Source organism: Micromonospora sp. H61 (assembly GCF_018070325.1).
GTDB classification, from domain to species: Bacteria; Actinomycetota; Actinomycetes; order Mycobacteriales; family Micromonosporaceae; genus Micromonospora; species Micromonospora salmantinae.
This window is the reverse complement of sequence record NZ_JAGPXY010000017.1, coordinates 72,607-95,782: the sequence shown is the minus strand read 5'-3', so window position 1 is coordinate 95,782 and position 23,176 is coordinate 72,607. Positions and strand designations below refer to the sequence as shown.

Annotated in this window: 20 protein-coding genes and 3 tRNA genes; 13 read left to right on the top strand and 10 right to left on the bottom strand. The window is 72.6% G+C overall.

Annotated features, from left to right (window positions below):
- Positions 1–55: 55 nt before the first annotated feature.
- Positions 56–541 (top strand): winged helix-turn-helix domain-containing protein, encoded by a 486-nt coding sequence (locus KBX08_RS11745; RefSeq protein ID WP_238690982.1) that lies wholly within the window; start codon positions 56–58, stop codon positions 539–541.
- A 63-nt stretch (positions 542–604) separates the two neighbouring features.
- Here KBX08_RS11745 and KBX08_RS11740 read toward each other — a convergent pair.
- The 3 genes from KBX08_RS11740 to KBX08_RS11730 form a co-directional block, all read right to left on the bottom strand.
- A tRNA-Val gene (locus KBX08_RS11740) sits at positions 605–679 on the bottom strand.
- A gap of 13 nt (positions 680–692) precedes the next feature.
- A tRNA-Cys gene (locus tag KBX08_RS11735) sits at positions 693–763 on the bottom strand.
- A 34-nt stretch (positions 764–797) separates the two neighbouring features.
- Positions 798–870: transfer RNA gene (locus KBX08_RS11730), tRNA-Gly, on the bottom strand.
- A gap of 387 nt (positions 871–1,257) precedes the next feature.
- Here KBX08_RS11730 and KBX08_RS11725 point away from each other — a divergent pair.
- From KBX08_RS11725 to KBX08_RS11715, 3 genes are all read left to right on the top strand, one after another.
- Positions 1,258–1,860, top strand: a complete 603-nt coding sequence (locus KBX08_RS11725) for a TetR/AcrR family transcriptional regulator (protein WP_210783237.1) — start codon at positions 1,258–1,260, stop codon at positions 1,858–1,860.
- An 83-nt stretch (positions 1,861–1,943) separates the two neighbouring features.
- A complete protein-coding gene (locus tag KBX08_RS11720) occupies positions 1,944–2,525 on the top strand; it encodes a TIGR03086 family metal-binding protein (protein ID WP_210783235.1) in 582 nt (193 codons plus the stop codon).
- Positions 2,526–2,665: 140 nt separating this feature from the next.
- Positions 2,666–5,596, top strand: coding sequence for a M36 family metallopeptidase (locus KBX08_RS11715; RefSeq protein WP_210783232.1), 2,931 nt, complete (start codon positions 2,666–2,668; stop codon positions 5,594–5,596).
- Between the two features lie 43 nt (positions 5,597–5,639).
- Here KBX08_RS11715 and KBX08_RS11710 read toward each other — a convergent pair whose 3' ends face one another.
- Positions 5,640–6,533 carry a hypothetical protein gene (locus tag KBX08_RS11710; RefSeq protein ID WP_238690941.1) on the bottom strand — a complete coding sequence of 298 codons (894 nt, stop codon included), beginning with the start codon at positions 6,531–6,533 and terminating at the stop codon, positions 5,640–5,642.
- 150 nt (positions 6,534–6,683) lie between these two features.
- Here KBX08_RS11710 and KBX08_RS11705 point away from each other — a divergent pair, with 150 nt between their 5' ends.
- The 5 genes from KBX08_RS11705 (at position 6,684) to KBX08_RS11685 (ending at position 11,265) form a co-directional block, all read left to right on the top strand.
- The gene (locus tag KBX08_RS11705) at positions 6,684–7,352 is read left to right on the top strand and encodes a methyltransferase (protein ID WP_210783230.1); all 669 of its coding nucleotides are present in this window, start codon (positions 6,684–6,686) and stop codon (positions 7,350–7,352) included.
- 9 nt (positions 7,353–7,361) lie between these two features.
- Complete coding sequence (locus tag KBX08_RS11700) at positions 7,362–8,552, top strand: cytochrome P450 (RefSeq protein WP_210783226.1); 1,191 nt, start codon at positions 7,362–7,364, stop codon at positions 8,550–8,552.
- 24 nt (positions 8,553–8,576) lie between these two features.
- On the top strand, positions 8,577–9,425 hold the full coding sequence (locus tag KBX08_RS11695) for a polysaccharide deacetylase family protein (protein ID WP_238690940.1): 849 nt from the start codon (positions 8,577–8,579) through the stop codon (positions 9,423–9,425).
- Between the two features lie 89 nt (positions 9,426–9,514).
- Positions 9,515–10,447, top strand: a complete 933-nt coding sequence (locus KBX08_RS11690; protein WP_210783221.1) for an ABC transporter ATP-binding protein — start codon at positions 9,515–9,517, stop codon at positions 10,445–10,447.
- Complete coding sequence (locus tag KBX08_RS11685; RefSeq protein ID WP_210783219.1) at positions 10,444–11,265, top strand: ABC transporter permease subunit; 822 nt, start codon at positions 10,444–10,446, stop codon at positions 11,263–11,265. Before KBX08_RS11690 ends, KBX08_RS11685 begins: the two co-directional genes overlap by 4 nt.
- 36 nt (positions 11,266–11,301) lie before the next feature.
- Here KBX08_RS11685 and KBX08_RS11680 read toward each other — a convergent pair whose 3' ends face one another.
- The 4 genes from KBX08_RS11680 to KBX08_RS11665 all read right to left on the bottom strand — a co-directional run bounded on the left by KBX08_RS11680 (position 11,302) and on the right by KBX08_RS11665 (position 15,522).
- The gene (locus tag KBX08_RS11680; protein WP_210783217.1) at positions 11,302–11,979 is read right to left on the bottom strand and encodes a response regulator transcription factor; all 678 of its coding nucleotides are present in this window, start codon (positions 11,977–11,979) and stop codon (positions 11,302–11,304) included.
- Positions 11,979–13,550, bottom strand: a complete 1,572-nt coding sequence (locus tag KBX08_RS11675; RefSeq protein ID WP_307850515.1) for a histidine kinase — start codon at positions 13,548–13,550, stop codon at positions 11,979–11,981. The genes KBX08_RS11680 and KBX08_RS11675 overlap by 1 nt, the downstream gene beginning before the upstream one ends.
- Positions 13,551–13,604: 54 nt before the next feature.
- Positions 13,605–14,309, bottom strand: coding sequence for a dethiobiotin synthase (gene bioD / locus KBX08_RS11670; protein ID WP_112585576.1), 705 nt, complete (start codon positions 14,307–14,309; stop codon positions 13,605–13,607).
- A gap of 76 nt (positions 14,310–14,385) precedes the next feature.
- Positions 14,386–15,522 carry an 8-amino-7-oxononanoate synthase gene (locus tag KBX08_RS11665; protein WP_210783213.1) on the bottom strand — a complete coding sequence of 379 codons (1,137 nt, stop codon included), beginning with the start codon at positions 15,520–15,522 and terminating at the stop codon, positions 14,386–14,388.
- A 320-nt stretch (positions 15,523–15,842) separates the two neighbouring features.
- Here KBX08_RS11665 and bioB point away from each other — a divergent pair, with 320 nt between their 5' ends.
- Genes bioB through KBX08_RS11650 form a run of 3 tightly spaced genes read left to right on the top strand, consistent with a single transcriptional unit; the run spans position 15,843 to position 17,546 of the window.
- A complete protein-coding gene (gene bioB / locus KBX08_RS11660; RefSeq protein WP_210783211.1) occupies positions 15,843–16,838 on the top strand; it encodes a biotin synthase BioB in 996 nt (331 codons plus the stop codon).
- A gap of 5 nt (positions 16,839–16,843) precedes the next feature.
- Positions 16,844–17,035, top strand: coding sequence for a hypothetical protein (locus KBX08_RS11655; RefSeq protein ID WP_210783209.1), 192 nt, complete (start codon positions 16,844–16,846; stop codon positions 17,033–17,035).
- A 4-nt stretch (positions 17,036–17,039) separates the two neighbouring features.
- The gene (locus tag KBX08_RS11650; protein ID WP_210783207.1) at positions 17,040–17,546 is read left to right on the top strand and encodes a GNAT family N-acetyltransferase; all 507 of its coding nucleotides are present in this window, start codon (positions 17,040–17,042) and stop codon (positions 17,544–17,546) included.
- 1 nt (position 17,547) lies between these two features.
- Here the strand turns inward: KBX08_RS11650 and KBX08_RS11645 are convergent, their stop codons facing one another.
- Both KBX08_RS11645 and KBX08_RS11640 read right to left on the bottom strand, forming a co-directional pair.
- Entirely contained in the window at positions 17,548–18,075 is a 528-nt protein-coding gene (locus KBX08_RS11645) for a DUF488 family protein (protein WP_210783205.1), read from the bottom strand.
- 136 nt (positions 18,076–18,211) lie between these two features.
- The gene (locus KBX08_RS11640; RefSeq protein ID WP_210783203.1) at positions 18,212–21,115 is read right to left on the bottom strand and encodes a glycoside hydrolase family 9 protein; all 2,904 of its coding nucleotides are present in this window, start codon (positions 21,113–21,115) and stop codon (positions 18,212–18,214) included.
- Between the two features lie 433 nt (positions 21,116–21,548).
- Here KBX08_RS11640 and KBX08_RS11635 point away from each other — a divergent pair, with 433 nt between their 5' ends.
- Positions 21,549–23,114 carry an aldehyde dehydrogenase family protein gene (locus KBX08_RS11635; RefSeq protein ID WP_210783201.1) on the top strand — a complete coding sequence of 522 codons (1,566 nt, stop codon included), beginning with the start codon at positions 21,549–21,551 and terminating at the stop codon, positions 23,112–23,114.
- Positions 23,115–23,176: the final 62 nt, after the last annotated feature.

The window sequence follows — 23,176 nt, the reverse complement described above, 5'->3', positions numbered from 1 at the left end:
GGGAGGTACGACAGTGATCGACGATGTGTCCCTCGTGTTCTGCGTGACCGCCGACGTGTCGGTGCGCGAACGGATGGTCCGACGCCTGGACGGACTGGGCACCCTGGTCATCTGCACCGACCTCGCGGAGCTGCAGGCGATGATCGGCGGGCCGGTCATCAGCGGACCGGGACGGCTCCCCAGCCCCACCACGGCGTCCGCCCCCGCTCCAGCCCCAGCCGCTCCAGCCGTCGGCGTGGCCGGCCAGATCAACCTCGGTGACCTCACCATCGACCCGCTCGACCATCGGGTGACGTGGCGCAAAGAACCGCTGGCCCTGACCCGACTCGAGCGCAACCTGCTCACCCAACTCGCCACCGCACCGGTCGGAGTCTGGACGTACCAGCGGCTCTTCGAATCGGTCTGGGGCTGCGCGTTCCTCGGCGACACGTCGATCCTGCACTCGGCCGTGAAGCGGTTACGGCGCAAACTGCACGCCGTCGACGACGCCCTGTGTGTGCACACCGTGCGAGGCATCGGCTACCGGCTCAGCGTCGACTGATGACGTGGCGCCACAAGCGAAACGGCTCGTCACCGGGTCTTCCGGTGACGAGCCGTTCTCCTCTGGTGGGCGATACTGGGTTTGAACCAGTGACCTCTTCCGTGTCAAGGAAGCGCGCTCCCACTGCGCCAATCGCCCGTGCTTGTTGCCGAGGTGGGGACGGGATTTGAACCCGCGTACACGGCTTTGCAGGCCGTTGCCTCGCCTCTCGGCCACCCCACCGAGGTTGCCCCCGTCATACGTGGCGGCAGCTCCGAGCGGACGACGGGATTCGAACCCGCGACCCTCACCTTGGCAAGGTGATGCGCTACCAGCTGCGCTACGTCCGCACGCCCCCGGACGTTCCCGGGTGACGGATGAGAACTTTAGCCGAGTGGGTGTTTGACTGCCAACTCGGGGTCGCCTCGGCGCGTCCCGGGTGGCCGGGGCTGGAGCGGAGTCACTCTCGGCCGGCTTCCTAGGTGGCTGGCCCGGTGCCGGGATCCAGCACTGACCGTCACACTCAGACATTCCTCGGCAATGATCGTCATCATCGCGTCGCATGCCCGACCGTCGACGTCTCCACTACCCGACACCGGGCAGCGGACCTCGACGAACACTCTCCGTGGAACGACCGACGACCCCCGAAAGAAGTGTCCGGCTTCCGACTGTCACCGCGTGAATCGGCGCGTGGTGGTAACTGTTCGTGTTCGGTCGGATGGGCTACGGTAACGGTCGTGACGAGACGTGCGGCCGAGATCCGCCTGGATGCCCTGCTGCGCACCGCCTGCGACGTGATCGTGGAGCGCGGTCTGGCCAACACCCGGACGGCGGACGTGGCGAATGCCGCGGGCGTGAGTCAGGCGTTGGTCTTCTACCACTTCGCCACCAAGGAGCGGCTGCTCGCGCAGGCCTTCGCGTACGCGGTCGAGCAGGATCTGGCCCGCCTGGACGCGGTGACCCGCTCCTCGGCCACACCGCTGACCAAGCTCCGCCGGATCCTCAAGCTCTACACCCCGGCCGGGCGGGCGACCTCCTGGTCCATGTGGATCGACGGCTGGTCCGAGTCGCTGCGTACCCCCGAGTTGGAGAAGGTCTCCCGGCGGCTCGACCTGCGCTGGCGACAGGACCTGGCCGCGGTGATCACCGCCGGGGTGGCCGACGGCACCTTCCAGTGCGCCGACCCCGACGGGGCCGCCTGGCGGATCAGCGCGGTGATGGACGGCCTCGCCGTCCAACTCGCCGTGCACGACCGGGTGATCTCCCGCCGCCAGTTCGGCGAGTGGGTCCGGCTGGTCACCTCCCGAGAGCTCGGCCTGGACCCGGCCGACCTGGACTGAGCTGGGCAGCCAGCACCGATCCCCCCGCACCGGGCCGGGCAAAACGGGCTCAGTCCGCCCCGTCGACCGGAACAATCGGCAGCATGGACCTCCTGGAGGCGTACCGCCGGAGCCTGGCCGAATTCATCGACCGGGTGGATCAGATCGAGCCCGGCCAGTGGTCCGACCCGACACCCTGCTCGGACTGGGACGTCCGCACGCTCGTCAACCATGTGGTGACCGAGGACCGGTGGAGCGTTCCGCTGCTCGCCGGCCGGACCATCGACGAGGTCGGCGACCGGCTCGACGGTGACCAACTCGGCGCCGACCCGATCGCGACGGCCCGGGAGGCCGCCGCGCAGGCCGAGATCGCCGCCACCCACCCCGGCACGATCGATCGCACAGTGCACCTCTCCGGCGGCGACACCCCGGCCACCGAGTACCTCCAGCAACTCCTCGCCGAGCACCTCGTGCACAGCTGGGACGTGGCGGTGGCGATCGGCGCACAGCCCCGGCTCGACCCGGACGCGGTGCACGCCGCCGCCCAGTGGTTCGCCGGCCAGATCGACGCCTACCGGCGCAACAAGCTCGTCCACACCGGCGTACGGGTGCCCGACGACGCCGACGAGCAGGACCACCTGCTGGCCGCGTTCGGCCGCGACCCCGACTGGGCGCCGAGCGACTGAGCAGATCTCGATCTGTTGGTGCGACAGCGGCTCGGGACCTTGCCGTGACCTCGGGAGACTGATATCCACAGATGCGCATGCGTCACCGCGCATCTGTGGTCGGCGACTGGCCGACCATCTCGCTCCCACGAGGAGGTCCCGTGCCACAACCGGAGTGGTCACCCCCGATGAGCCGGCGTCGACGCCGGCTCATCGCCATCCTGGCGACGACGGCGACGGTCGCCGCGCTGCTCCCCACCGGCGTGAGCACCGCGGCCCCCACCGGCGGCGCGGCGTCCACCGAGCGCCGGTCCGGGCCGTTCGCCGAGGGACACACGCCCGCCGACGCCGACAACCGCACCGGTACGGCGGCACCCGACGCCCGCCAACGCGGCCTGGCCCGCGCCGTGGACCCCGACGTCCGGTGGAACCGGCTCGGCACCCCGCAGGCGCTCGGCCCCGGTCGTACTCCGCTCGCCAGCGGGCTGCCCGCCGACCCGGAGGCCGCCGCCCGCGCCTACCTGGCCGCCAACCGCTACCTGTTCGGCATGGACGCCGCGACGGTGGACAGCATGGAACGGGTGCTGGTCCGGCCGATCGGCAGCGGCACAGTGGTCACCCTGAGGCAACGCTTCGGGGACCTGCCCGCCGGGCCGGACGGCCTCGTCACCCTCGCGGTCGCCGACGGCGCGGTGCTCTCGGTCAGCTCCTCACTGGCCCGCAACACCGGCACACCAGCGCCGGCGACCCGCACCCCCGAGCAGGCGTACGCCGCCGCGCTCGCCGACGCCAAGCTGACCGCCGACACGGTGGCCAGCCACACCATCCGGTCGGTGGCAGTGCCCACACCGCTGGACGGGCCACGGGCCGCCTACGAGGTGACCATGATCGGCGCGGACACCGAGCACCCGGCCGCCTTCACCAGCTATGTGGACGGCAGCACCGGGCAGGTGCTGGTCCGCGAGGACCTCGTCGACTTCGACTCCGACAATCCGAGCTGGGCGGTCTTCCCGGCCACCCCGCCCCGCGACCTCGGCCCCGGGCAGGACCCCCGGGTGCGCTGGTGCGGCGACCCGGCCCCCGGCTGCCAGGCCGCCTGGCGTGACCCGGCCACCGGCCAACCGTGGGACGTCGACGCAGCCACCGGCACGCCGACCTTCACCTCGCGCGGCAACTCGGCCAACACGGTGCTGTCCTGGGGTGCGAACACCCCGGTCGTGCCGGCCCCCACCAGCCCGGAACGCCGCTACGAGTACCCCTTCACCGACCAGTGGCACCAGGCCAAGTGCAACCCGAGCGTGTTCACCTCGACCCAGCGCAACGACGCGGACGCGTCGATCGCCAACCTCTTCGCCATGCACAGCCGGATGCACGACTGGTCGTACCAGCTGGGCTTCACCGAGTCGGCGTGGAACCTCCAGGCGGTCAACCTCACCCCGTCCGGGCTGGGCGGTGACGCCGAGCAGGGCCGCGCCCAGCAGGGCGCGCTGAGCGGCAACCGGAACAACGCCAACCAGGGCACCCCGCGCGACGGGCTGCCGCCGACCACAAACATGTACCTGTGGCAGCCGCAGGCGGGCGGGCCGTACCCGCCGTGCGTGGACGGCGACTACGACATGACGGTGATCGGTCACGAGTACACCCACGCGATCACCAACCGGATGATCGCCGGCCCGGACAGCGGGATCAGCGGCCACCAGGGCGGGGCGATGGGTGAGTCCTGGGGCGACCTGCTCGCCGCCGAGTACCTCTACCAGCACGGGCTGCGCGCGCCCGGCGAGACGCCCTTCATCACCGGCGGCTACGTCACCGGCAACCTGGTCAGCGGCATCCGCAACTACGACCTGAGCCGCAGCCCGCTCAACTACTCCGACATCGGCTACAACACCGCCGGCCCGGCGGTGCACGCCGACGGGGAGATCTGGGGCGCCACCAACTTCCGGGTCCGCTCCGCCCTGGTGAAGCGGTACGGCCTCGGCACCCCGCAACGGCAGCTCGACTGCGCGCTGGGCAAGGTCGCGGCAGATCAGTGCCCGGGCAACCGGCGCTGGTCACAGCTGGTCTTCGACTCGTTCCTGCTCCAGGCCGCCAGCCAGGTCAGCATGCTCGACATGCGCGACAACATGCTCACCGCCGACCTGCTCCGCTTCGGCGGCGCGAACCAGGACCTCATCTGGGCCGAGTTCGCGCGCTCCGGGATGGGCCGGGACGCCGCCACCAACGGTGCCGGCGACACCGACCCGACGCCGAGTTTCGCCTCGCCGCGCGGTGGCAACGCGACGCTCACCCTGCGTCCGCGCGGGGACAGCGCCGAAGCACCTGTCCGCGTGTACGTCGGCGCGTACGAGGCGCGGGCCGTGCCGGTGGCCGACACCGACCCGGCGACGCCGATCCCGGACACGGTGGAGATGGTGGCCGGCACGTACGACCTGCTCGCCGTGGCCCCCGGGTTCGGACACCAGCGGCTCAGCGTGGTCGCCAAGTCCGGTCAGGACGGGTACGTCGACCTGCGAATGAGCCGCAACCTCGCCTCCACCGCGTCCGGCGCCACAGTCACCGGCGACGGGGTCAACCTGGACCGGGTCGTCGACGACACCGAGGCGACGAACTGGGCCAGCCTGGACGGGGTCGCCGGCCGGCAGCTCACCGTGGCGCTGCCGGGCGACGCCCCGCAGACGGTCAAGCGGGTGAACGTCAGCGCGATGCTGCGCCCGGCGATCACCGGTGACGCCGACACCGGCGCCCAGAACGCGCTCAGTGCCCTGCGCTCGTTCGCGGTGTCCGCCTGCAACGCGACGACCACCGACTGCACGGATCCGACGCGTTGGCAACGCATCTACACCAGCGCGGGGGACGCGTTCCCCGGCGGGGCGTACCGGGCGTACAGCCGCGACATCAACCTCCGGACGTTCGCGGTACCCACCACCCTCGCCACCCACCTGCGCCTCGAGGTGCTGGCGAGCCAGTGCACCGGCGGCCCGAACTACGCGGGCGAGCAGGACGACGACCCGGCCACGACGACGGACTGCGCGACTGCCAGCCCGGCCCGGAGCCAGGTCAGGATCGCCGAGTTCCAGGCGTTCTCGAAGTGACACGGTGGGGCCGGCGGATGTCCGCCGGCCCCACCGTGCTCGATCAGCGGTGCGCCCGACGCCAGGGGTCGGCGACGGCCGGGCGCTCCCAGCGCCGGTCCACCGGGGGGTCGTCGGCCTCGTCGGCGTCCCCGGCCACGGCCCGGGTCAGGTGTCGCAGCCGCAGCAGCAGCCCCACCCCGAGGAAGAGCAGCAGACCGCCGAGCAGGAAGGCGACCTGCACCACGCCGAACGCGCCGGACTGCGAGACCGGGCGGTTGGCCGCCGGTGGCGCGGCGTCGGCGGCCTGCTCCGCGACCGGCTCCTCCGTCGCCGTACTCTCGCCCTCGGCCGGAGCGCTCGCGGATTCGGTGGGCTCCGGCGGGGTCGCCGTCGGCTTCGGCTTGCTGGTCGGGGCACCGCCCACCCCCACCACCGAGCGGGTGGCGGTCTGCCGGGCCAACAGGCGCAGGTTGGCGTCGTACGCCTCGGCGGCGAGGGTGACCCGCCCCTGGGTGACGTCCTCGTCGAAGGCCACCCGGTAGCGGGCCGTGACAGTGCGGCCCGGGCAGAGCGTGCCCGGGTCGAGCTGCCGGTCGGTCAACCGGGCCACGTCACCCTCGGTACGGATCTCCAGCGGAAAGTCGCCGGTCTCCTCCACCCGGTCCATCTTCACCTGGTCGAGCCGGAGGCCCCCCTGCACGGTGAGCACCATCGACCAGCGCACCTTCGCGCACCTGGCGCGCCGGTCGGTCTGGGAGACCACCGCGGAGATCGTCCGCACCTGCTCACCGGCGGTGAACCGTCCCGGCAAACCGCTCATCTCGGTGGTGAAGGCCGCCTGTGCCGGGGCGGCCACCGCCAGCTCCACCCCGCTCAGACAGGCCAGCACCACCCCTGCCCTCAGCGCATACCGCCACACCGTCACCACCGCCGTCCTCCGTTCGGTCGCCTCCACCCCGCAACGCTAGAAGCGGGGCACCGCGCCGACCAGACGGGTGTGTTCGCACCGGACGGCAAGGACGGGGTGGCTTTTCACCGACCGTGGTGAACCGGTCACCGCTCCCCCGCGACACGCCGGGAGTCGGGCCGCTGGGAGAATCGCACCGTGTCCGAGCTCTCCAGCACGTTCGTCCGGCTGCACGCCCGGCTGGCCCCGGTCCCCTTCGTTCCCGAGGTGCTGCTGCACCAGGCGGACGAGCCGATCGGCCTGTGGGAGCTGACCGAGGGCGAGTTCTCCAGCGACCGGCCGCCGCCGTTCTGGGCGTTCGCCTGGGCCGGCGGGCAGGCCCTCGCCCGTCACGTCACCGACCACCCGGAGCTGGTCGCCGGCCGGCGGGTGCTCGACCTCGCCTCCGGCTCCGGCCTGGTCGCCATCGCCGCCGCCCGCGCCGGCGCGGCGTCCGTGCGGGCCGTCGAGGTGGACGAGCTGGCGGTGGCGGCGGTCGCCCTCAACGCGGAGGCCAACGGGGTACGCGTCGACGCCGAGTTCGGCGACATCCTCGACGGCGACGCCGGGGACGCCGAGGTGGTGCTCGCCGGAGACGTCTTCTACAGCGACGCGATGGCCCGCCGGGTGCTGCGGTTCCTGCTGCGCGCCGCCCGAGCCGGCGCGCCGGCGCTGGTCGGTGACCCCGGCCGGGCGTTCCTGCCCCGGGACCGCTTCGACGAGGTGGCCGGGTACGACGTGCCGGTGCCGGAGGCGCTGGAGAGTGTGCGGGTGAAGCGCACCACCGTCTGGCGGCTGCGGGCCGGGCTGCCGAGGGCCTCCGGCTAGCGTGTCCGGGTGCTGTTCCGCAGCTGGGCGCAGGTGGCCGACGCCGCATGGCCGGACGTGGCCCGGGTGCCGGACCACGTCGGCGGCACCCACCTGGTCGTGACCCGGCACCCGCTGGTCCGCCAGGTCCTCGCCGACCCGGTGACCTACCGGCCGGACAACGCGCTGGACGCGGTGACGCCGATGCCGGTGACCGCGCTGCGGGTGCTCGCCGGGCACCGGTTCCGGTTGCCGCCGACCCTGGCGAACAACTCGGGTGTCAGCCATCCGCAGATCCGGGCGATCGTCGCGCAGGCGTTGCACCCCGCCCGGGTGGCCGCCCAGCGGCAGTGGCTCACCGCGCTGGTCCGGGACCGGGTCGCCCGGATCGGCGCCGCGCTCGACGCCGGCGAACCGGTCGACCTGTACGCGGACCTCGCCGCCGACCTGCCGCTGCTGGTGCTGGCCCGGCTGGTCGAGTTGCCGGACGCGCCGGTCGGCGCGGTCAAGGAGTTCGCCCGCGCCGCGCTGGAGTTGTTCTGGGCACCGCTGGACGCCGACCGGCAGGTGGCGCTCGCCGCCGAGGTGGGCCGGTTCCACCGGGTACTGCGGGACTTCGCGGCCGTCGGTGGCGGTCTGGCCGCTGAGCTGCGCGCGGCCGGGCACCCGCCGGACGTGGTGGTCGGCGCGCTCTTCTTCCTGTTGGTCGCCGGGCAGGAGACCACCTCGCAGTTCCTCACCCTGCTCCTGCACCGGCTGGCGAACGAGCCAGTGGTCCGGGCCGGCCTACGCAGCGGCGAGGTCGCGGTGGCCGACGTGGTGGAGGAGGGGTTGCGGCTGGAACCACCGATCGTCACCTGGCGGCGGGTGGCGACGACGGAGAGCACCCTGGGCGGCACGCGGGTGCCGGCGGGCAGCAGCCTCGTGCTGTGGCTGGGCCGCGCCGGTCGGGACCCGGCGGTGGTGGAGTCGCCCGACGAGTTCCGTCCGGGTCAGCGTGGATCACGCCGGCACCTGGCGTTCGGGGCGGGGGCGCACCGCTGCGTCGGGGACGTGCTGGCCCGGATGGAGGCGGCCGTGGTGGTGGCCGAGGCCGCGCCGCTGCTGGACGGGGTGACGGTGCTCCGTCCGCCCTGGTGCCCGGACAATCTCACCTTCCGGATGCCGGACGCGTTCGTGGTCCGCCGCTCGCCCGGGGTCACCGGGCTGACCGGATCCTGACATCCGCTCGGTATGTTTCCGGGCGTGTCAGCCATCCCCACCCGTCGGATCCCTGCCGTCGTAACGCTTCTGGTCCTGCTGACGTTGACTGCCTGCACGGTCGGTCCCGGTCACCCGGCGCACGCTCGGCAGGTCACCGCGGCCCAGCCGACTCCGTCCGCCTCGGCGCCGACCCCCTCGGCCTCGCCGTCCCCGACCGCGAAACCCGCGTTCAAGAGCCTGGCCTGGTACGTGTCCCAGGTGCCGACGTTTCCCGAGGCACCGCAGCCGCAACCGGTGACGCTGCCCGCTACCGGTTCGGCGGCGTTCTGGCATCGCCTGCCGACCGACCAGAAGGTCGCCTTCATCACCATCGACGACGGTGGGCTGGCCCGCCCGCCGGAAGTGATCGACTTCATCTGGGAGGCGCGTATCCCGGTGACCATGTTCCTCAACTCGCCGGCGGCGGCGGAGCACACCGACTACTTCCGGCAGATCGAGGCGGTGGGCGGGGTCGTGGAGAACCACACCATCAGGCACAACTCGCTGGCCGGCCGGTCGTACGACTACCAGAAGCAGGAGATCTGCGGTGCCGCCGACAAGCTGGAGGAGCTGTTCGGCAAGCGACCCACCCTGTTCCGCCCACCGTTCGGCGAACATGACAGCACCACGCTGCGGGCCGCGCACGACTGCGGCGCGAAGGCGGTCTTCCACTGGACCGAGACCGTCCACGAGGGGAAGGTGCGCTACCAGACCCCGGAGAAGGTGGTCCAACCCGGCGACGTGCTGCTGATGCACTTTCGACCGGCGCTGATGGACGACCTGCTCGCGGCGTTGAGGGCGATCCACCGGGCCGGGCTCACCCCGGCACTGCTGGAGCAGTACGTACGGTGATCGGCCCGTCGCCGACCTGACGAAAGTCAGGGGTGGGTGGTGCCGTTCGGGCGCGGTGGGGTGGCAGGTCGCTCGCCTAGCGTCAGCGCATGATCACACTACGTGGGTTGACGAAACGGTTCGGGCCGACAGTCGCGGTCGACGCGTTGACAGTCGACATCGCGCCCGGCCGGGTCACCGGCTTCCTCGGCCCGAACGGCGCCGGCAAGTCCACCACCATGCGCATGATCCTCGGGCTGGACCGACCCACCGCCGGGCAGGCCCTGGTGGGCGGGCGCGCGTACCGGGAGCTGCGCCGGCCGCTGCACGAGGTGGGCGCGCTGCTCGACGCCCGGGCCATCCACCCGGCCCGGTCCGGCCGGGCGCACCTGCGCGCCATGGCGCACAGCAACGGCATCCCCGCCCGCCGGGTCGACGAGGTGCTGGACACCGTCGGGCTGGACGGACGGGCCGCCGGCAAGCCCGGCCGGGCCCTCTCCCTCGGCATGGGCCAACGACTCGGCATCGCCGGGGCGCTGCTCGGCGACCCGCCGGTGCTGATGTTCGACGAGCCGGTGAACGGCCTCGACCCGGACGGGGTGCGCTGGGTGCGGCAGCTGACGCGCTCACTGGCCGACGAGGGGCGGACGGTCTTCGTCTCCAGCCACCTGATGAGCGAGATGCAGCTCACCGCCGACCAGCTCGTGGTGATCGGCCGGGGACGACTGCTCGCCGACTCGCCGATCGGCGAGGTGATCGCCCGCAGCACGGTAGCGGTCCGGGTCCGCAGCCCACACCCGGACGGGCTGGCCGCGCTCGCCGCGCGCCTCACCGCCGCCGGGGCGAGCGTCGAGACCGCCGACCGCAACGAGCTGACCGTCACCGGCGTCACCGCCGACCAGGTCGGCGACCTGGCCCACGAACTGGGAGTACGACTGCACGAGCTGAGCGCGCACGCCGCGTCGCTGGAGCAGGCGTTCATGGAGCTGACCGCCGACAGCGTCGAGTACGACGGCGGTCCGACCGAGGGTGGGCAACGATGAGCACGCAGACCGACGCGGGCACCCGCCCCGCCAGCACGCCGGCCGCAGGTGCGCCGGCCACCTTCCGGGGGGCGGTGGCCGCCGAGTGGACCAAGCTCTCCTCGGTGCGGAGCACCTGGTGGACGGCACTGGCCGGGCTGCTGGTGATGTTCGCGAGCGCCGGCCAACTGGCCATCTACGTCGCCAACGACAACACCAACGACGACCCGACCGACGACCGGGGGATCGTCACCGTCGGCAGCGTGCTGATCGACTCGGTCGAGCTGACCCAGTACGTGGTGCTGGCGCTGGGCCTGCTCGCGATCACCGCCGAGTTCACCAGTGGCACCATCCGGACCACGTTGCAGTGCACCCCGTCGCGCGGTCGGGTGCTGCTGTCCAAGGCCGCGGTCGCAGGGGCGGTCACCTTCGTCCTCGGGCTGGTGCTCGGCGGCGTCGGCACCCTGGTGGCCCGACCGGTGCTCGGCGAGTGGGGCAGCGCCCCGGCCGCCGACACGATCGGCGACATCGTGGCGGTGGCGACCTACCTGGCGCTGGTCGGCGTGCTCGCCCTGGGCCTCGGCGCCGCGTTGCGCAGCGCGGTGCTCACCCTCACCGTGCTCCTCGCCACCCTGATGATCGTGCCGCTCTCCCTTCAGGAGCCGGACATCGACGTGCTGAACCGGATCGCCGACGTGTTCCCCGGCGTGGCCGGCGGGCACTTCCTGGCCGGCGACACCGAGCCGTACCCGAGCGTGGTCGGGCTGCTCCTGCTCGCCGGGTGGGCCGCCGCCGCGCTGCTGCTGGGCCGGGCCGCACTGCGCCGCCGCGACGCGTAGGGCCGGCGAGCTGGGCGGAGGCCGACCGGCCCCCGCTCAGCCGTCGACCAGCCCCGCCTCGTACGCGAGGATCGCCGCCTGCACCCGGTTACGTACGTCCAGCCGGGTGAAGATGCTGGTCAGGTAGCTCTTCACGGTGCCCTCCACGAGGTGCAGCCGGCGGGCGATCTCGGCGTTGGAGAGGCCCGCCCCGACCAGGGCCAGCACCTCCCGTTCCCGCTCGGTCAGCCCGGCCGTCCGGTCCCGGGCGGCGGGTCGGCGGGCCAGCCGGCCAGCCCCCAGCTCGATCACCCGGCGGGCCACCCTCGGCGACAGGTACGCACCACCGTCGGCGACGGCGTGCACGCCCGCGATCAGCTCACGTGGGTCGCCGGCCTTGAGCAGGAACCCGCTGGCGCCGTGCCCGAGCGCCCGGGCCACGTGGTCGTCCTCGCCGAAGGTGGTCAGCATGATCGTCGCGGTGTCCGGCACGACCCGGCGGATCTCGGCGGCGGCGGCCAGCCCGTCCAGCCGCGGCATCCGGATGTCCAGCAACGCGACCCGGGGTCGGTGGGCCCGGACCAGCTCCACCGCCGCGTGCCCGTCGCCGGCCTCGGCGACCACCTCGATGCCGGGATCGCTGGCGAGGATGGCCCGGACGCCGGCCCGGACCATCGCCTCGTCGTCGGCCAGCACCACCCGGATCGGCGGTGCCCCGGTCGTGTCGGTGTCCACTACGCGATCCACTCCTTGCTGACCAGCCGGCCATCGGTGAAACAGAGTCGCCAGGTCGGCGCCGCGAGGGGGAAGTTGCCGTCGGTGTAGTACTCGCAGCCGGCCCGGTCGACCGGTGTCTGGCGATCCAACTGCCGCCGGGGCAGCCCGACCAGCTCGGACCGGGCCGCGCCGACGCGCATCTGGTCGAAGGTGGCCCGGTCCAGCACCGTCCCGGCGGTCGCCACCGGGTAGTAGACGAACGAGAGCACCAGGGCGAAACCGACCGGGGCGACGAGCGCCACCAGCAGGCTGCGCCGAACCCGCCGCCGGGCGTCGTGCAGCCGCCGCTCGGCGTCCACCGGCCGCTCCGCCGGACCCGGGCGCTCGTCGGACCAGGACGCAAGCCCGGCCTCGGCCGCCGACCCGATCGCCTCGGACGCCGCCGCGGTGGCCGGCAACACCGCCCGTACGGCGAACCCGCCGTCGGCCCGGTGGCCGGCGTCGAGCGTCCCGCCGGCGAGGCGGACCCGCTCGGCGAGGGCGAGCAGCCCACTGCCCTGCGAGGGCGGAGCGGGCAGCGGCCCGGCCGGCGGAGCCTCGTTGACGACTGTCACCTCGACCCGGTCACCGTCGCGGGTGAGGCGTACGTCGACCGGGGCGCCCGGCGCGTACCGGGCGGCGTTGGTCAGCGCCTCCCGGACGATCCGGTGCGCCGCGTGACCGGTCATCGCCGGTAGGTCCGCGACCGCCGGGGCGGCGTCCACCCGTACCGCCATGCCGGCCTCCCGGGCACCGTCGACCAGGTCGGCCACGGTCTCGCCGCTCGGACGCAGCGACGCGCCAGCCTCCTCGCGGAGCACCCCGATGATCTCGTGCAGTCGCTCGGTGGCGGCGGAGACGCTGGCCCGCAACTCCCCCGCCGCGGCCCGGTGCCTGTCGTCCAGGTCGGCGGCGACCTCCAGGGCTGCGGCGCGCAACGCGATCAGGCTGAGGTCGTGACCGAGCGAGTCGTGCATCTCCCCGGCGATCCGGGCCCGCTCACGCAGTCGGATCCGCTCGGCGGCACCCCGCTGCTCGCGGGTCAGCGCGTCGACGTGCCGGCGACCGGCGTCGGTCAACTCCTGCTGCTGGCGCCGGTACCGGCCGACCAACCAGGGGAACACGGCGGCGAAGAGCAGCACCGAGGCGAGTAGGAACCAGGTTGCCGCGCCGGCGCCGAGCAACCCCAGGTTGAGCGCCGTGCCACCGGCCGTGATCAGCACGAAGACCATGATCGCCGGACCCACTGTGGCGCTGCGCCGCCCGGCGAGATAGCTGAAGACCGGAATGGCGAACACGAAGTTGCCGTCGACCAACGACCCGAGCACCGCCAGCACCAGGGCGACCAACGGTTGACGTCGACTCGCCACCACCGCCACACCGAGCAGCAGCAGCTTGCCGACCAACAGCGGAAACGTGTACCGCGTATAGGGCGGGCTGGCCTCGGCGTAGCCGACCGGGGCGGCCACCACCGCCCAGAGCAGCACGTCCAGCAGCAGGCGACGCCGCCGGTGCAGCCAAGCCGGCGGCGGGGAGTCGAGGATCCGCACGGCGGTCAGGCTACCCACGCCCGACCTGCGCGGACACCGACGAAAGTCAGGTGTTCAGCCGCTCTCCTCGGCCCAGACCCGCCAGTCGTCAAGCACGCCGTGCAGGGCCGGGGTGAGCCAACCCGGCGCGGACCGCCGGAACACGCCCGGGTCCATCGCGCCGGCGCCGTCCGGCAGCGCGCCGAGCAGATTCGGTACCAGGTCGGTGAGGTTGGTCCAGTGCACCAACTCCGGCCGGGCCGGCCAGGCTCCGATCACCACACCGGCCGGCACCGCCCTACGGTCCAACGCCTCCAGGGTCAACGCCGTGTGGTTGAGCGTGCCCAACCCGGCGCGGGCGACCACCACCGCTGGCGCGCCGAGCGACACCGCCAGGTCGGCCATCGTCCACGGCTCCCCCGACGGTCGCAGCCCCATCGGAACCAGCAACCCGCCCGCGCCCTCGATCAACACGAGGTCGTGCTTGTCGGCCTCCGCGCGGACGGCGTCCACCGCCGCGTACAACTCCAACGGCGGCAGGTCGGCCACCCGCGCGGCGGCCAACGGGGCGAGCGGATCCGGGTAGCTGGCCAGGGTCCGACCGGTCAGCGGCGCAGCCAGCCGATTCACCGCGTCCACATCGCCGGGCTCACCGCCGGCCGTACCGGTCTGACCGGGTTTGATCACCGCCACCCGCAGCCCGGCGGCCTGCGCGGCGGCCGCGATCGCCGCGGTCACCACCGTCTTGCCGACCTCGGTGTCCGTCCCGGTAACGAGCACCGACCCCGCCCACCCGGTCACGGCGCCACCTCGGTTCGCGACTGCGGGGCTCGCAAACCCCGCTCACTCCTGGCGCTCACGGCGCGGTGTCCACTATGACGTCCAGCGCCCGCTCGAACTCCGCCCGGGGCACCCCCGCGCTGACCGTGAGGCGCAGGCGGGAGCGGCTGTCCGGGGTGGATGGTGGCCGGAAACAGCCCACCGCGACGCCCCGGTCCCGGCAGTCCGCGGCCCACGCGGTCGCCGCCTCCGGCCCCGGGGCGGTCACCGAGATCACCGCCGCGTCCGGGGCGGAGACGGTCAGCCCGGCCGCCCGCAGCCGGCCGACCGCCAGTCCCACCCGGTCGGAGAGTTCGGCGCGCAGGTCGTCGCCGGCCTGGGCGAGCCGCAGCGCCGCGTGCACACCGGCGGCGACCGCCGGCGGCAGTGCCGTGTCGAAGATGAACGTGCGCCCGGTCTCGACCAGATGCCGGACGAACTCGGCCGGGCCGGCGACAACGCCACCCGCGCCACCGAGCGCCTTGGACAGGGTGGCGGTGACCACCACGTCCGGCTCGCCGGCCAGCGCGGTGGCCGCCACCGCGCCCGCGCCGGCCGGGCCGGTCAGGCCCAGCGCGTGCGCGTCGTCGACCAGCAGCAGCGCGCCGTGACGGCGGGCCACGGCGTGCAGCCGAGCCAGCGGGGCGAGGTCACCGTCGACCGAGAAGACCGACTCGGTCACCACCACCGCCGGGCGGCCGGGAGCGGCGGCGAGCGCGGCGGCCACCGCGTCGACGTCGGCGTGCGGGGTGACCACCGTCTCGGCACCCGAGATGCGGCAGCCGTCGATCAGCGACGCGTGGTTGTGCGCGTCGGAGACGAGCAGCGTCCGAGGTTGGACGAGCGCCCGCAGCGCGCCGAGGTTGGCCAGATAGCCGGACGAGAAGACCAGGGCGCCATCGGTGCCCAGCCAGCGGGCCAGGTCCTCCTCCAGCGCCCGGTGCGCGTCGGTGGAGCCCCGGACCAGTCGCGACCCGGTAGCCCCCAGCCCGTACGCCGACAGGGCCGCCGTGGCCGCGGCGATGACGTCCGGGTGGGTGGCCAGGCCGAGGTAGTCGTTGCCGGCCAGATCGGTCATCTGATCGTCGGCCGGACGCGGATGCAGTCGCCTGGTGAGCCCGGCCTTCGCCCGCAGCTCCGCGCGGCGGTCGAGCGCCGCCAGCCAGTCCGCCACCGTCACCCTCCCCCGCTGTGCGTGCCGGTCAGCCCGACACCCGCCGGGCGAAATTACCACCCGCCGGCACCAGCCCGACGATTCCACTCGGTGCGAGTGCCGACCGGGCCGCCAGGGCATTCCGGCTGATCGGGCGGCCCCAGGCCTGTGCGAGAGTCCCCGGCCGGCCTACGACGGACCCAGACAACGACCGGCCGCGTTGGATGTTCGTCTGGATACAACACCGGTATCCAGACGAACATCCGCCTTGCCGGACCGCCGCCTGGACTCCGTCTCGGCTCGACCGGGGACTCTCGCGCAGGCCTAGTAGGGTACGAGCCATGTCAGAGATCCTCGACCAGGCCCGGACCCAGGTCCTGGGTGACGGTGTCGGCCTCGATCAGGCCGGCATCCTCGCCGTGCTGAGCCTGCCCGACGAGCACCTGCCCGCCGCCCTCCAGCTCGCTCACGACGTGCGGATGCGCTGGTGCGGCCCGGAGGTCGAGGTCGAGGGGATCGTCTCGCTCAAGACCGGCGGCTGCCCGGAAGACTGCCACTTCTGCTCGCAGTCGGGCCTGTTCACCTCGCCGGTGCGCTCGGTCTGGCTGGACATCCCGTCGCTGGTCGAGGCGGCGAAGCAGACCGCCGCGACCGGGGCGACCGAGTTCTGCATCGTCGCCGCGGTCCGCGGTCCGGACGCCCGGCTGATGAAGCAGATGCGCGAGGGCGTCGCCGCCATCAAGGCGGCCGTCGACATCCAGGTCGCCGCGTCGCTGGGCATGCTCAGCAAGGAGCAGGTCGACGACCTGGTCGACATGGGCGTGCACCGCTACAACCACAATCTGGAGACCTGTAAGTCGTACTTCCCCAACGTGGTCACCACGCACTCGTGGGAGGAGCGCTGGGAGACGCTGCGGATGGTGCGCGACTCCGGCATGGAGGTGTGCTGCGGTGGCATCCTCGGCCTCGGCGAGACCGTCGAGCAGCGGGCCGAGTTCGCCGCGCAGCTCGCCGAGCTGAACCCGCACGAGGTGCCACTCAACTTCCTCAACCCGCGTCCCGGCACTCCGCTCGGTGACCGTCCGGTGGTGGAGGGCAAGGACGCACTGCGGGCCATCGCCGCGTTCCGGCTGGCCATGCCGCGCACCATCCTGCGGTACGCCGGTGGTCGCGAGATCACCCTCGGCGACCTCGGCACCCGTGACGGTCTGCTCGGCGGCATCAACGCGGTGATCGTCGGCAACTACCTGACCACGCTGGGTCGACCGGCGACGGCAGACCTGGAGCTGCTGGACGAGTTGAAGATGCCGGTCAAGGCGCTGTCCGCCACGCTGTGACGACAATGACGACGACGGAGCTGTGGTGTGACCGGTGCGGTGAGTCGGCGACGGCCACCGCCCATCCGGCCTGCGCGTCGGCCCGTCAGTTGGAGCCGCCCCGGTTCTGCCCACGCTGCCGTCGCCGGATGAAGGTGCAGGTGCTGCCGGTGGGCTGGGCGGCGGTCTGCGTCGAGCACGGCGAGATCCAGGGCTGAGCCGGTGCTGCGGGGGCGGGCGGTGACACTACGACCGGCGACGGTCGCGGACGTGCCGGCCCTCGCGGCGATCCGGGCCGACCCGGAGGTACGCAGGTGGTGGCGGGGCGGCGACGACCTGGCCGACTCCGTGCGCGCCGACCTCGCCGACGACGACCTGCACGTGTACGCGATCGAGCACGACGGCCGGGTGATCGGCGCGATCCAGTGGTACGCCGAGGCGGACCCGGACTACCGGCACGCCAGCCTGGACGTCTTCCTCGACCCGGAGGAGCGCGGCGCCGGCCTCGGCGGTGACGCCATCCGCACCCTGGCCCGACACCTGATCGACGAGTACGGCCACCACCGCTTCACCATCGACCCGGCCGCGGCGAACAGCGCCGCCATCCGGGCGTACGCGAAGGTTGGTTTCCGCCCGGTGGGGGTGCTGCGCCGCTACGAGCGTGGCGCGGACGGCCGCTGGCACGACGGCCTGTTGATGGACCTGCTCGCCGACGACCTGGTGGAGTGACTCAGGCGTCCCACAGCAGGTGGCCGTCGGGCAGTCGGCGGGCGCCCTCGGCCGGCCGGTGCGGGCTGATGCGGCCGTCCGGCATCAGGTGCGCCACGGGGACTCCGCCGCCCAGCGTCGCGACGTCGGCGATCAACCGCCGGTGGCAGCGCCACCACACGCTCTCGCTGCACATGATCGCGGTGGTCCGACGGTCCACCCCGGCGAGCACCTCGGCGAGCGCGTCGTCGAACTCGGCCGTCCGCGTGTGGGCGGCGTACGCCCGGAACGCCGCGACCGTCCACCAGGTGTCCGGCTCCGGCTCCCCGGCGGGGACGTGGCGTCGTCCGCCGAGCCGCGGCTCCCAGCGGTAGTCGACGCCCCACTCGGGCAGCCACAGTTCGAGTTCCTCGCGGCGGACGTCCGGGTTGGTGCGGCTGGCTGGGTATCGCCGCACGTCCACCACCTGGGCGATCCCGGCTCCGGTCAGCAACTCTCCCAGCCGGCCCCGATCGGCGGCGCCGTGCCCGACGGTCAGCAACTCCCGCACGGTGTTGGCTTGCCCGGAATTCCGCCGACCTATCCCACCCGAGTCCGCCCGCGACGGCCGGGCGCCGCGGATCTTGGACAGTTACCGCCCGCGAGCCCGCGAGCGGTAACTGTCCAAGATCTCGTCGCGGTGTCGGTCAGGCGATGGCGCACTGGGTGTTGTTGACGGTGAAGGCTGTCGGTTTCGGGTTGGCGCCGCTGTACGTGCCGTTGAAGCCGAAGCTCACCGACGCGCCCGGGGCGATCGTGCCGTTGTAGGACAGGTTCGTGGCGGTGACCGCCGCCCCGCTCTGGCTGATCGTCGCCGACCAGCCCTGACTGACGCTCTGCCCACCGGGGAAGCTGAACCGTAGGGTCCAACCGTTGATCGCGGTGGTGCCGGTGTTGGTGATCGACACGTTGGCGGTGAAGCCGCTGCCCCAGTCGGTGGTGGCGTACCCGACCGTGCAGGTGCCGCCGACCGGCGGGGCCGCTGTGGTCACCGCGACCGGCGTGGACGCCGCGGAGGTGTTGCCCGCCGCGTCCACTGCCACCACGTAGAACTGGTACGCCGTCGAGGCGGTCAATCCGGACACCGCCTGGGTGGTGCCGGTCGGCGAGCCGACCAGCGCGTCGGTGGCGCCGGCCTCGCGGTAGACCCGGTAACCGGTGACGCCCACGTTGTCGGTCGACGGGGTCCAGGCCAGTGTGAGCCCGGTGGCGGTGACGGCCGAGGCGACCGGCGTGCCGGGGGTGCTCGGCGCTGTGGTGTCGGCGGTGCCGGTCGGTGGCGTGGTCACGCTGAGCTTCGGCGAGGCGGCCGACTCGTTGCCCGCGCCGTCGCGAGCCACGATGGTGTACTCGAACGTCCGCTCCGGCAGCAGCGTGGTGATGGTGATCGAGTTTTCGGTGACCCGTCGGGTCGCCACCACGTCGTTACCGACCATGAACTCGCGGACGTCGTACCCGGCGAGGCCGCTGCCGCCGCTGTCAGTGGACGGCGCCCAGGTCAGGGTGACAGTGCGGGGGCCGAGGTTGGACGCCACCGGGGTGCCGGGGACGGTCGGCTTGGTGGTGTCCGGTACGACCGGGCCCGGCTCCTCACCCCAGACGCGGGTGGCGCCGGAGTAGAGCGGGACCTTCCGGTTGGGCCCGGCGGTGGCCTGGTACGACGGGTCGTTTGTCGGGTCCCAGGTGCCGCCCTCCGGCACACCGATCTTGAACTGGACCTCCATCCGGTGCTGCGACTGACCCGCCGGGGCGATGGTGTGCCCGGCGCAGTCCACCTCGACGTACCAGATGTCGCCGCTGAACTGCTTGGCGGTGGTCGGGGACGGGCAGCCCTGGGTGTAGCCGGCGGTGACCTGCACCGGGCCGGTGCCGTCGGGCCGGAAGTAGTACCGGAACCGGCCGTCGGTCAGCGCGCGGGCCGGGAACGCGGACTTGTTGTAGACCATCACCTTGAGCCCGGTGGCCCGAGGTTCGGCCTGCGTCACAGTGGTCTCGACTGTCAGCTCGTCGATGTCCGGCGTCTCGGCGACCGGGAAGTTCGCCAGCGGCGTTCCGCCGTACTCGGAGGTCAGCCGAACCAGCGCGGACGTGAAGCCGGCGTTGTAGTCGGTGGCCACCTCGTTCATCACGTAGTCCGAGCGGCTGTCGCTGTACGCGTCGTTGGCCGAGGACGGGCCGCCGACCAGCGCGCCGTAGAGGGTGTGCCGGGTCTCCACCGGCACGGTCTGGCTGTCCCACCAGGAGCCGTGTGCGGTGCGGTGGTGCGGGTTCTTCGGTGCGTTGGCGCCGAACCCGATGACGTAGCTGGAGTTACGGGGGTTGTCGCCGAGCGCGTAGTTGATCTGCCGGACGGCGAAGTCGTGGTAGCGCGCCTTGCGGGTGGTGTCGGTGGTCTTGTCGCTGTAGACCAGCGCGGCGAAGGAGGTGTTCGCGGCGTAGCGCAGCGCGCCCCAGGAGTCGAGCACCGCCATCCCGCCGGGCGAATACGGAACCCGCTGCCCGTTCACGCCGACGGTCCAGTAGTCCAGCCACCGGTTGGCGTCGTCGACGTACTTCTGCTTGCCGGTCAGGTTGGCCAGCAGCACGTACGCGCCGAACTGCTTGTTGTCCCAGGCGATGGTCCACTTGTAGGAGCGGGTGGTGGACTGGTTCTCCGTGCCGAGCTTGTCGTACTCACTCTCGGCCTTGGTCAGGTAGCTGGCCTCGCCGGTGGCCCGGTGCAGCCAGATCGCGGCCCAGACCAGCTCGTCCTGCCAGCCGCTCCACGAGCGGTAGAAGCTGGTGGCGTCGGTGATGCACTCGTGGTAGGCCTTCCGCACCGTGTCGGCGAAGGTGTAAAGCTGCCGGGCGTGCCCGAGCAGCTTGTCCGCGTAGGCGGCGTCGGTGGGCCGGAACACCATCGAGGAGGCGGCCATCGCGGCCGCCGTCTCCCCCGCCAGGTCCGCGCCGCCACAGCTCGCATCGATCTTGTACGCGGGCCGCGCCATCGGCATCACCTCGGCCGGACCCCACCACTTGTGGTCGTCGTCGCCCTTGCCGACCTGTCCGTAGAGGACGTTTGCCGACGGGTGTGCCTTGATGAAGTAGTCGTTGACGAAGCGCAGGTTGTTGAGCAGGTGCGGCAGTTGCCCGGAGGAGGTGTAGCCGCTGCGGTACTCGACAGCGCCCCAGGCGAGCATCGTGGCGCTGAACGCCATCGGGAAACCGAACTTGACGTGGTCGCCGGCGTCGTACCAGCCGCCGGTGAGGTCCACACCCGCGCTGGCGCCGTCGGTGAGGGCGCTGTCTCCGCGCCAGGAGACCCGGTTCCAGTCGGGCAGTCGACCGGACTGCTGCGCCTCGTAGAAGAGCAGCGACTTCTGCAACGCCTCGGCGTAGTTGTAGGTCGCCGCCGGCGCGGCAGCGGCGGGCCCGGACGGTGGCGCGGTCACCGCGAGGGACGCGCCGGTGAGCAGCGCGACGCCGAGGGCCAGCAGCCGCCGCGGCCAGGGCTGGTCGGCGGCCGGCGACCGGCCGGGCTGGCCGCTGAACGGCCGGGTCAGGTGGCGCATGGCGGACTCCTGTCGGAGGCGCCGCCGGCGGTCGCACCGACGCGGGACGGCGTACGGGCGGCACGGCCACCGGCGACAGCGGGGTGGCGGTGTGACCACGGGTCATGGAAGCGCTCCCATGGATAACCGACAATGTAATGGGCGGGTCGCTGGTTGGGAAGCCTGCCAACCGGGGCCGGTGCGTGCGACGCCGCTTCCGTACTCGCGAGTAACCAGTGCGGACCATCTCACACCATCGACGCGCTTCGATTAATGCTCGCCGTTTGCGCAGCTCACGACGGGAGCCTCCGCGAAGACTGTCGCGCTGTTCGAGCGCTCCGGCGGCCAGCCAGACGAACGTACTGTTGCTGACCCACTACCAAGCGCGAGACAGTACCGCTCACCAGCGGTGCCGTCGACGCCGCCGCTCCCTGGTCAACCCTGAGGAGAAGCGATGGCACCACGACTCGCCGACGACACCGCCTGGACCGACATCCTGGCCCGCGCGGTGGCCGCCACCCCGGAGGCGTTCGGCGCCGAGGTAGGCGGCGTCACCACACTGCACAACCTGGTCGAGGGCGAATGGCGGGCGGTCGGCCAGCCCACCCCGGTCCGCACCCCGGTGGACAACACCGTCCTCATCAACCTGCCCCGGGTCGACGCGACCACCGCGCGCGCCGCGGTCGCCCACGCCGCCGCCGCGCACCGGGCCTGGGCCCAGACCCCGCTGGCCGACCGCAAGGCCCGGGTCGCCGAGGCCCTGGACTCGCTCACCGCCCACCGCGACCTGCTCGCCCTGCTGCTGGTGTGGGAGATCGGCAAGCCGTGGCGGCTGGCCTGCGCCGACGTGGACCGGGCGCTCGACGGCGTCCGCTGGTACGCGGGCGAGATCGACCGGATGCTCGCCGACGGCCGCGAGCCGCTGCCCGGCCCGGTCAGCAACATCGCGTCGTGGAACTACCCGATGAGCGTGCTGGTGCACGCCGAGCTGGTGCAGCTCCTGGCCGGCAACGCGGTCATCGCCAAGACTCCGTCCCAGGGCGGCGCGGTGTGCCTGACCGTCGCGCACGCGCTGATGCGCCGGGCCGGGCTGCCCGCCACACTCGTCTCCGGCAGCGGCGGGGAGCTGTCCGAGGTGCTGGTCCGGGCACCCGAGATCGGCGCTGTGGCGTTCGTCGGCGGTCGGTCCAACGGCGGCAAGGTGGCCGCCGCGCTGCTCGACAGCGACAAGCGGCACTTCATCGAGCAGGAAGGTCTCAACGCCTGGGGCATCTGGAACTTCTCCCAGTGGGACCTACTCGCCACGCACCTCAGGAAGGGCTTCGAGTACGGCAAGCAGCGCTGCACCGCGTACCCCCGGTTCGTGGTGCAACGCGACCTGGTCGACGAATTCCTCGACATGTACCTGCCGGTCGTCCGCTCGGTCCGCTTCGGTCACCCGCTCGCCGTCGGCGACGACTGGGCCACCGGTGACCCGCTGCCCGAGCTGGACTTCGGTCCGCTGATCAGCGCCGCCAAGGCCGACGAGCTACGCCGCACCGTCGACGAGGCGGTCCGCGGCGGCGCGATCCCACTGCACCGGGGCAAGCTCACCGGCGCGCCGTTCCTGCCCGGGCAGGACACCTCGGCGTACGTGGCACCGTCGGTGCTGCTCGCCCCGCCCGGACGGTCCCGGCTGATGCACGCCGAGCCGTTCGGTCCGGTCGACACGATCGTCGTGGTGGACACCACCGACGAGCTGCTGGCCGCCATGAACGCCTCCAACGGTGCGCTGGTGGCGTCGCTGGCCTGCGACGACACCGACGAGGCCGGCAAGCTCGCCGTGGACCTTCAGGCGTTCAAGGTGGGCATCAACAAACCACGCTCACGCGGTGACCGGGACGAACCGTTCGGCGGCCGGGGCGCCTCCTGGAAGGGCGCGTTCGTCGGCGGCGACCTGCTGGTGCAGGCAGTCACCGTCGGCGGCGACAGGCGGCTCTACGGCAACTTCCCCGACTACAACAGCTACCCCACCACCTGAGCACCGCAACGGGAGAGGCCCCCTTGTGGACGCTGGCGCGCACAAGGGGCCCTCGTCGGGCC

Bases quoted from the DNA above. Each gene is read 5' to 3' on its own strand.
- KBX08_RS11685 (WP_210783219.1), top strand. From the start codon at position 10,444: ATGAGCACGCAGACCGACGCGGGCACCCGCCCCGCCAGCACGCCGGCC.
- KBX08_RS11720 (WP_210783235.1), top strand. From the start codon at position 1,944: ATGGACCTCCTGGAGGCGTACCGCCGGAGCCTGGCCGAATTCATCGAC.
- KBX08_RS11640 (WP_210783203.1), bottom strand. From the start codon at position 21,115: ATGCGCCACCTGACCCGGCCGTTCAGCGGCCAGCCCGGCCGGTCGCCG.
- KBX08_RS11655 (WP_210783209.1), top strand. From the start codon at position 16,844: ATGACGACGACGGAGCTGTGGTGTGACCGGTGCGGTGAGTCGGCGACG.
- KBX08_RS11690 (WP_210783221.1), top strand. From the start codon at position 9,515: ATGATCACACTACGTGGGTTGACGAAACGGTTCGGGCCGACAGTCGCG.
- KBX08_RS11635 (WP_210783201.1), top strand. From the start codon at position 21,549: ATGGCACCACGACTCGCCGACGACACCGCCTGGACCGACATCCTGGCC.
- bioB (WP_210783211.1), top strand. From the start codon at position 15,843: ATGTCAGAGATCCTCGACCAGGCCCGGACCCAGGTCCTGGGTGACGGT.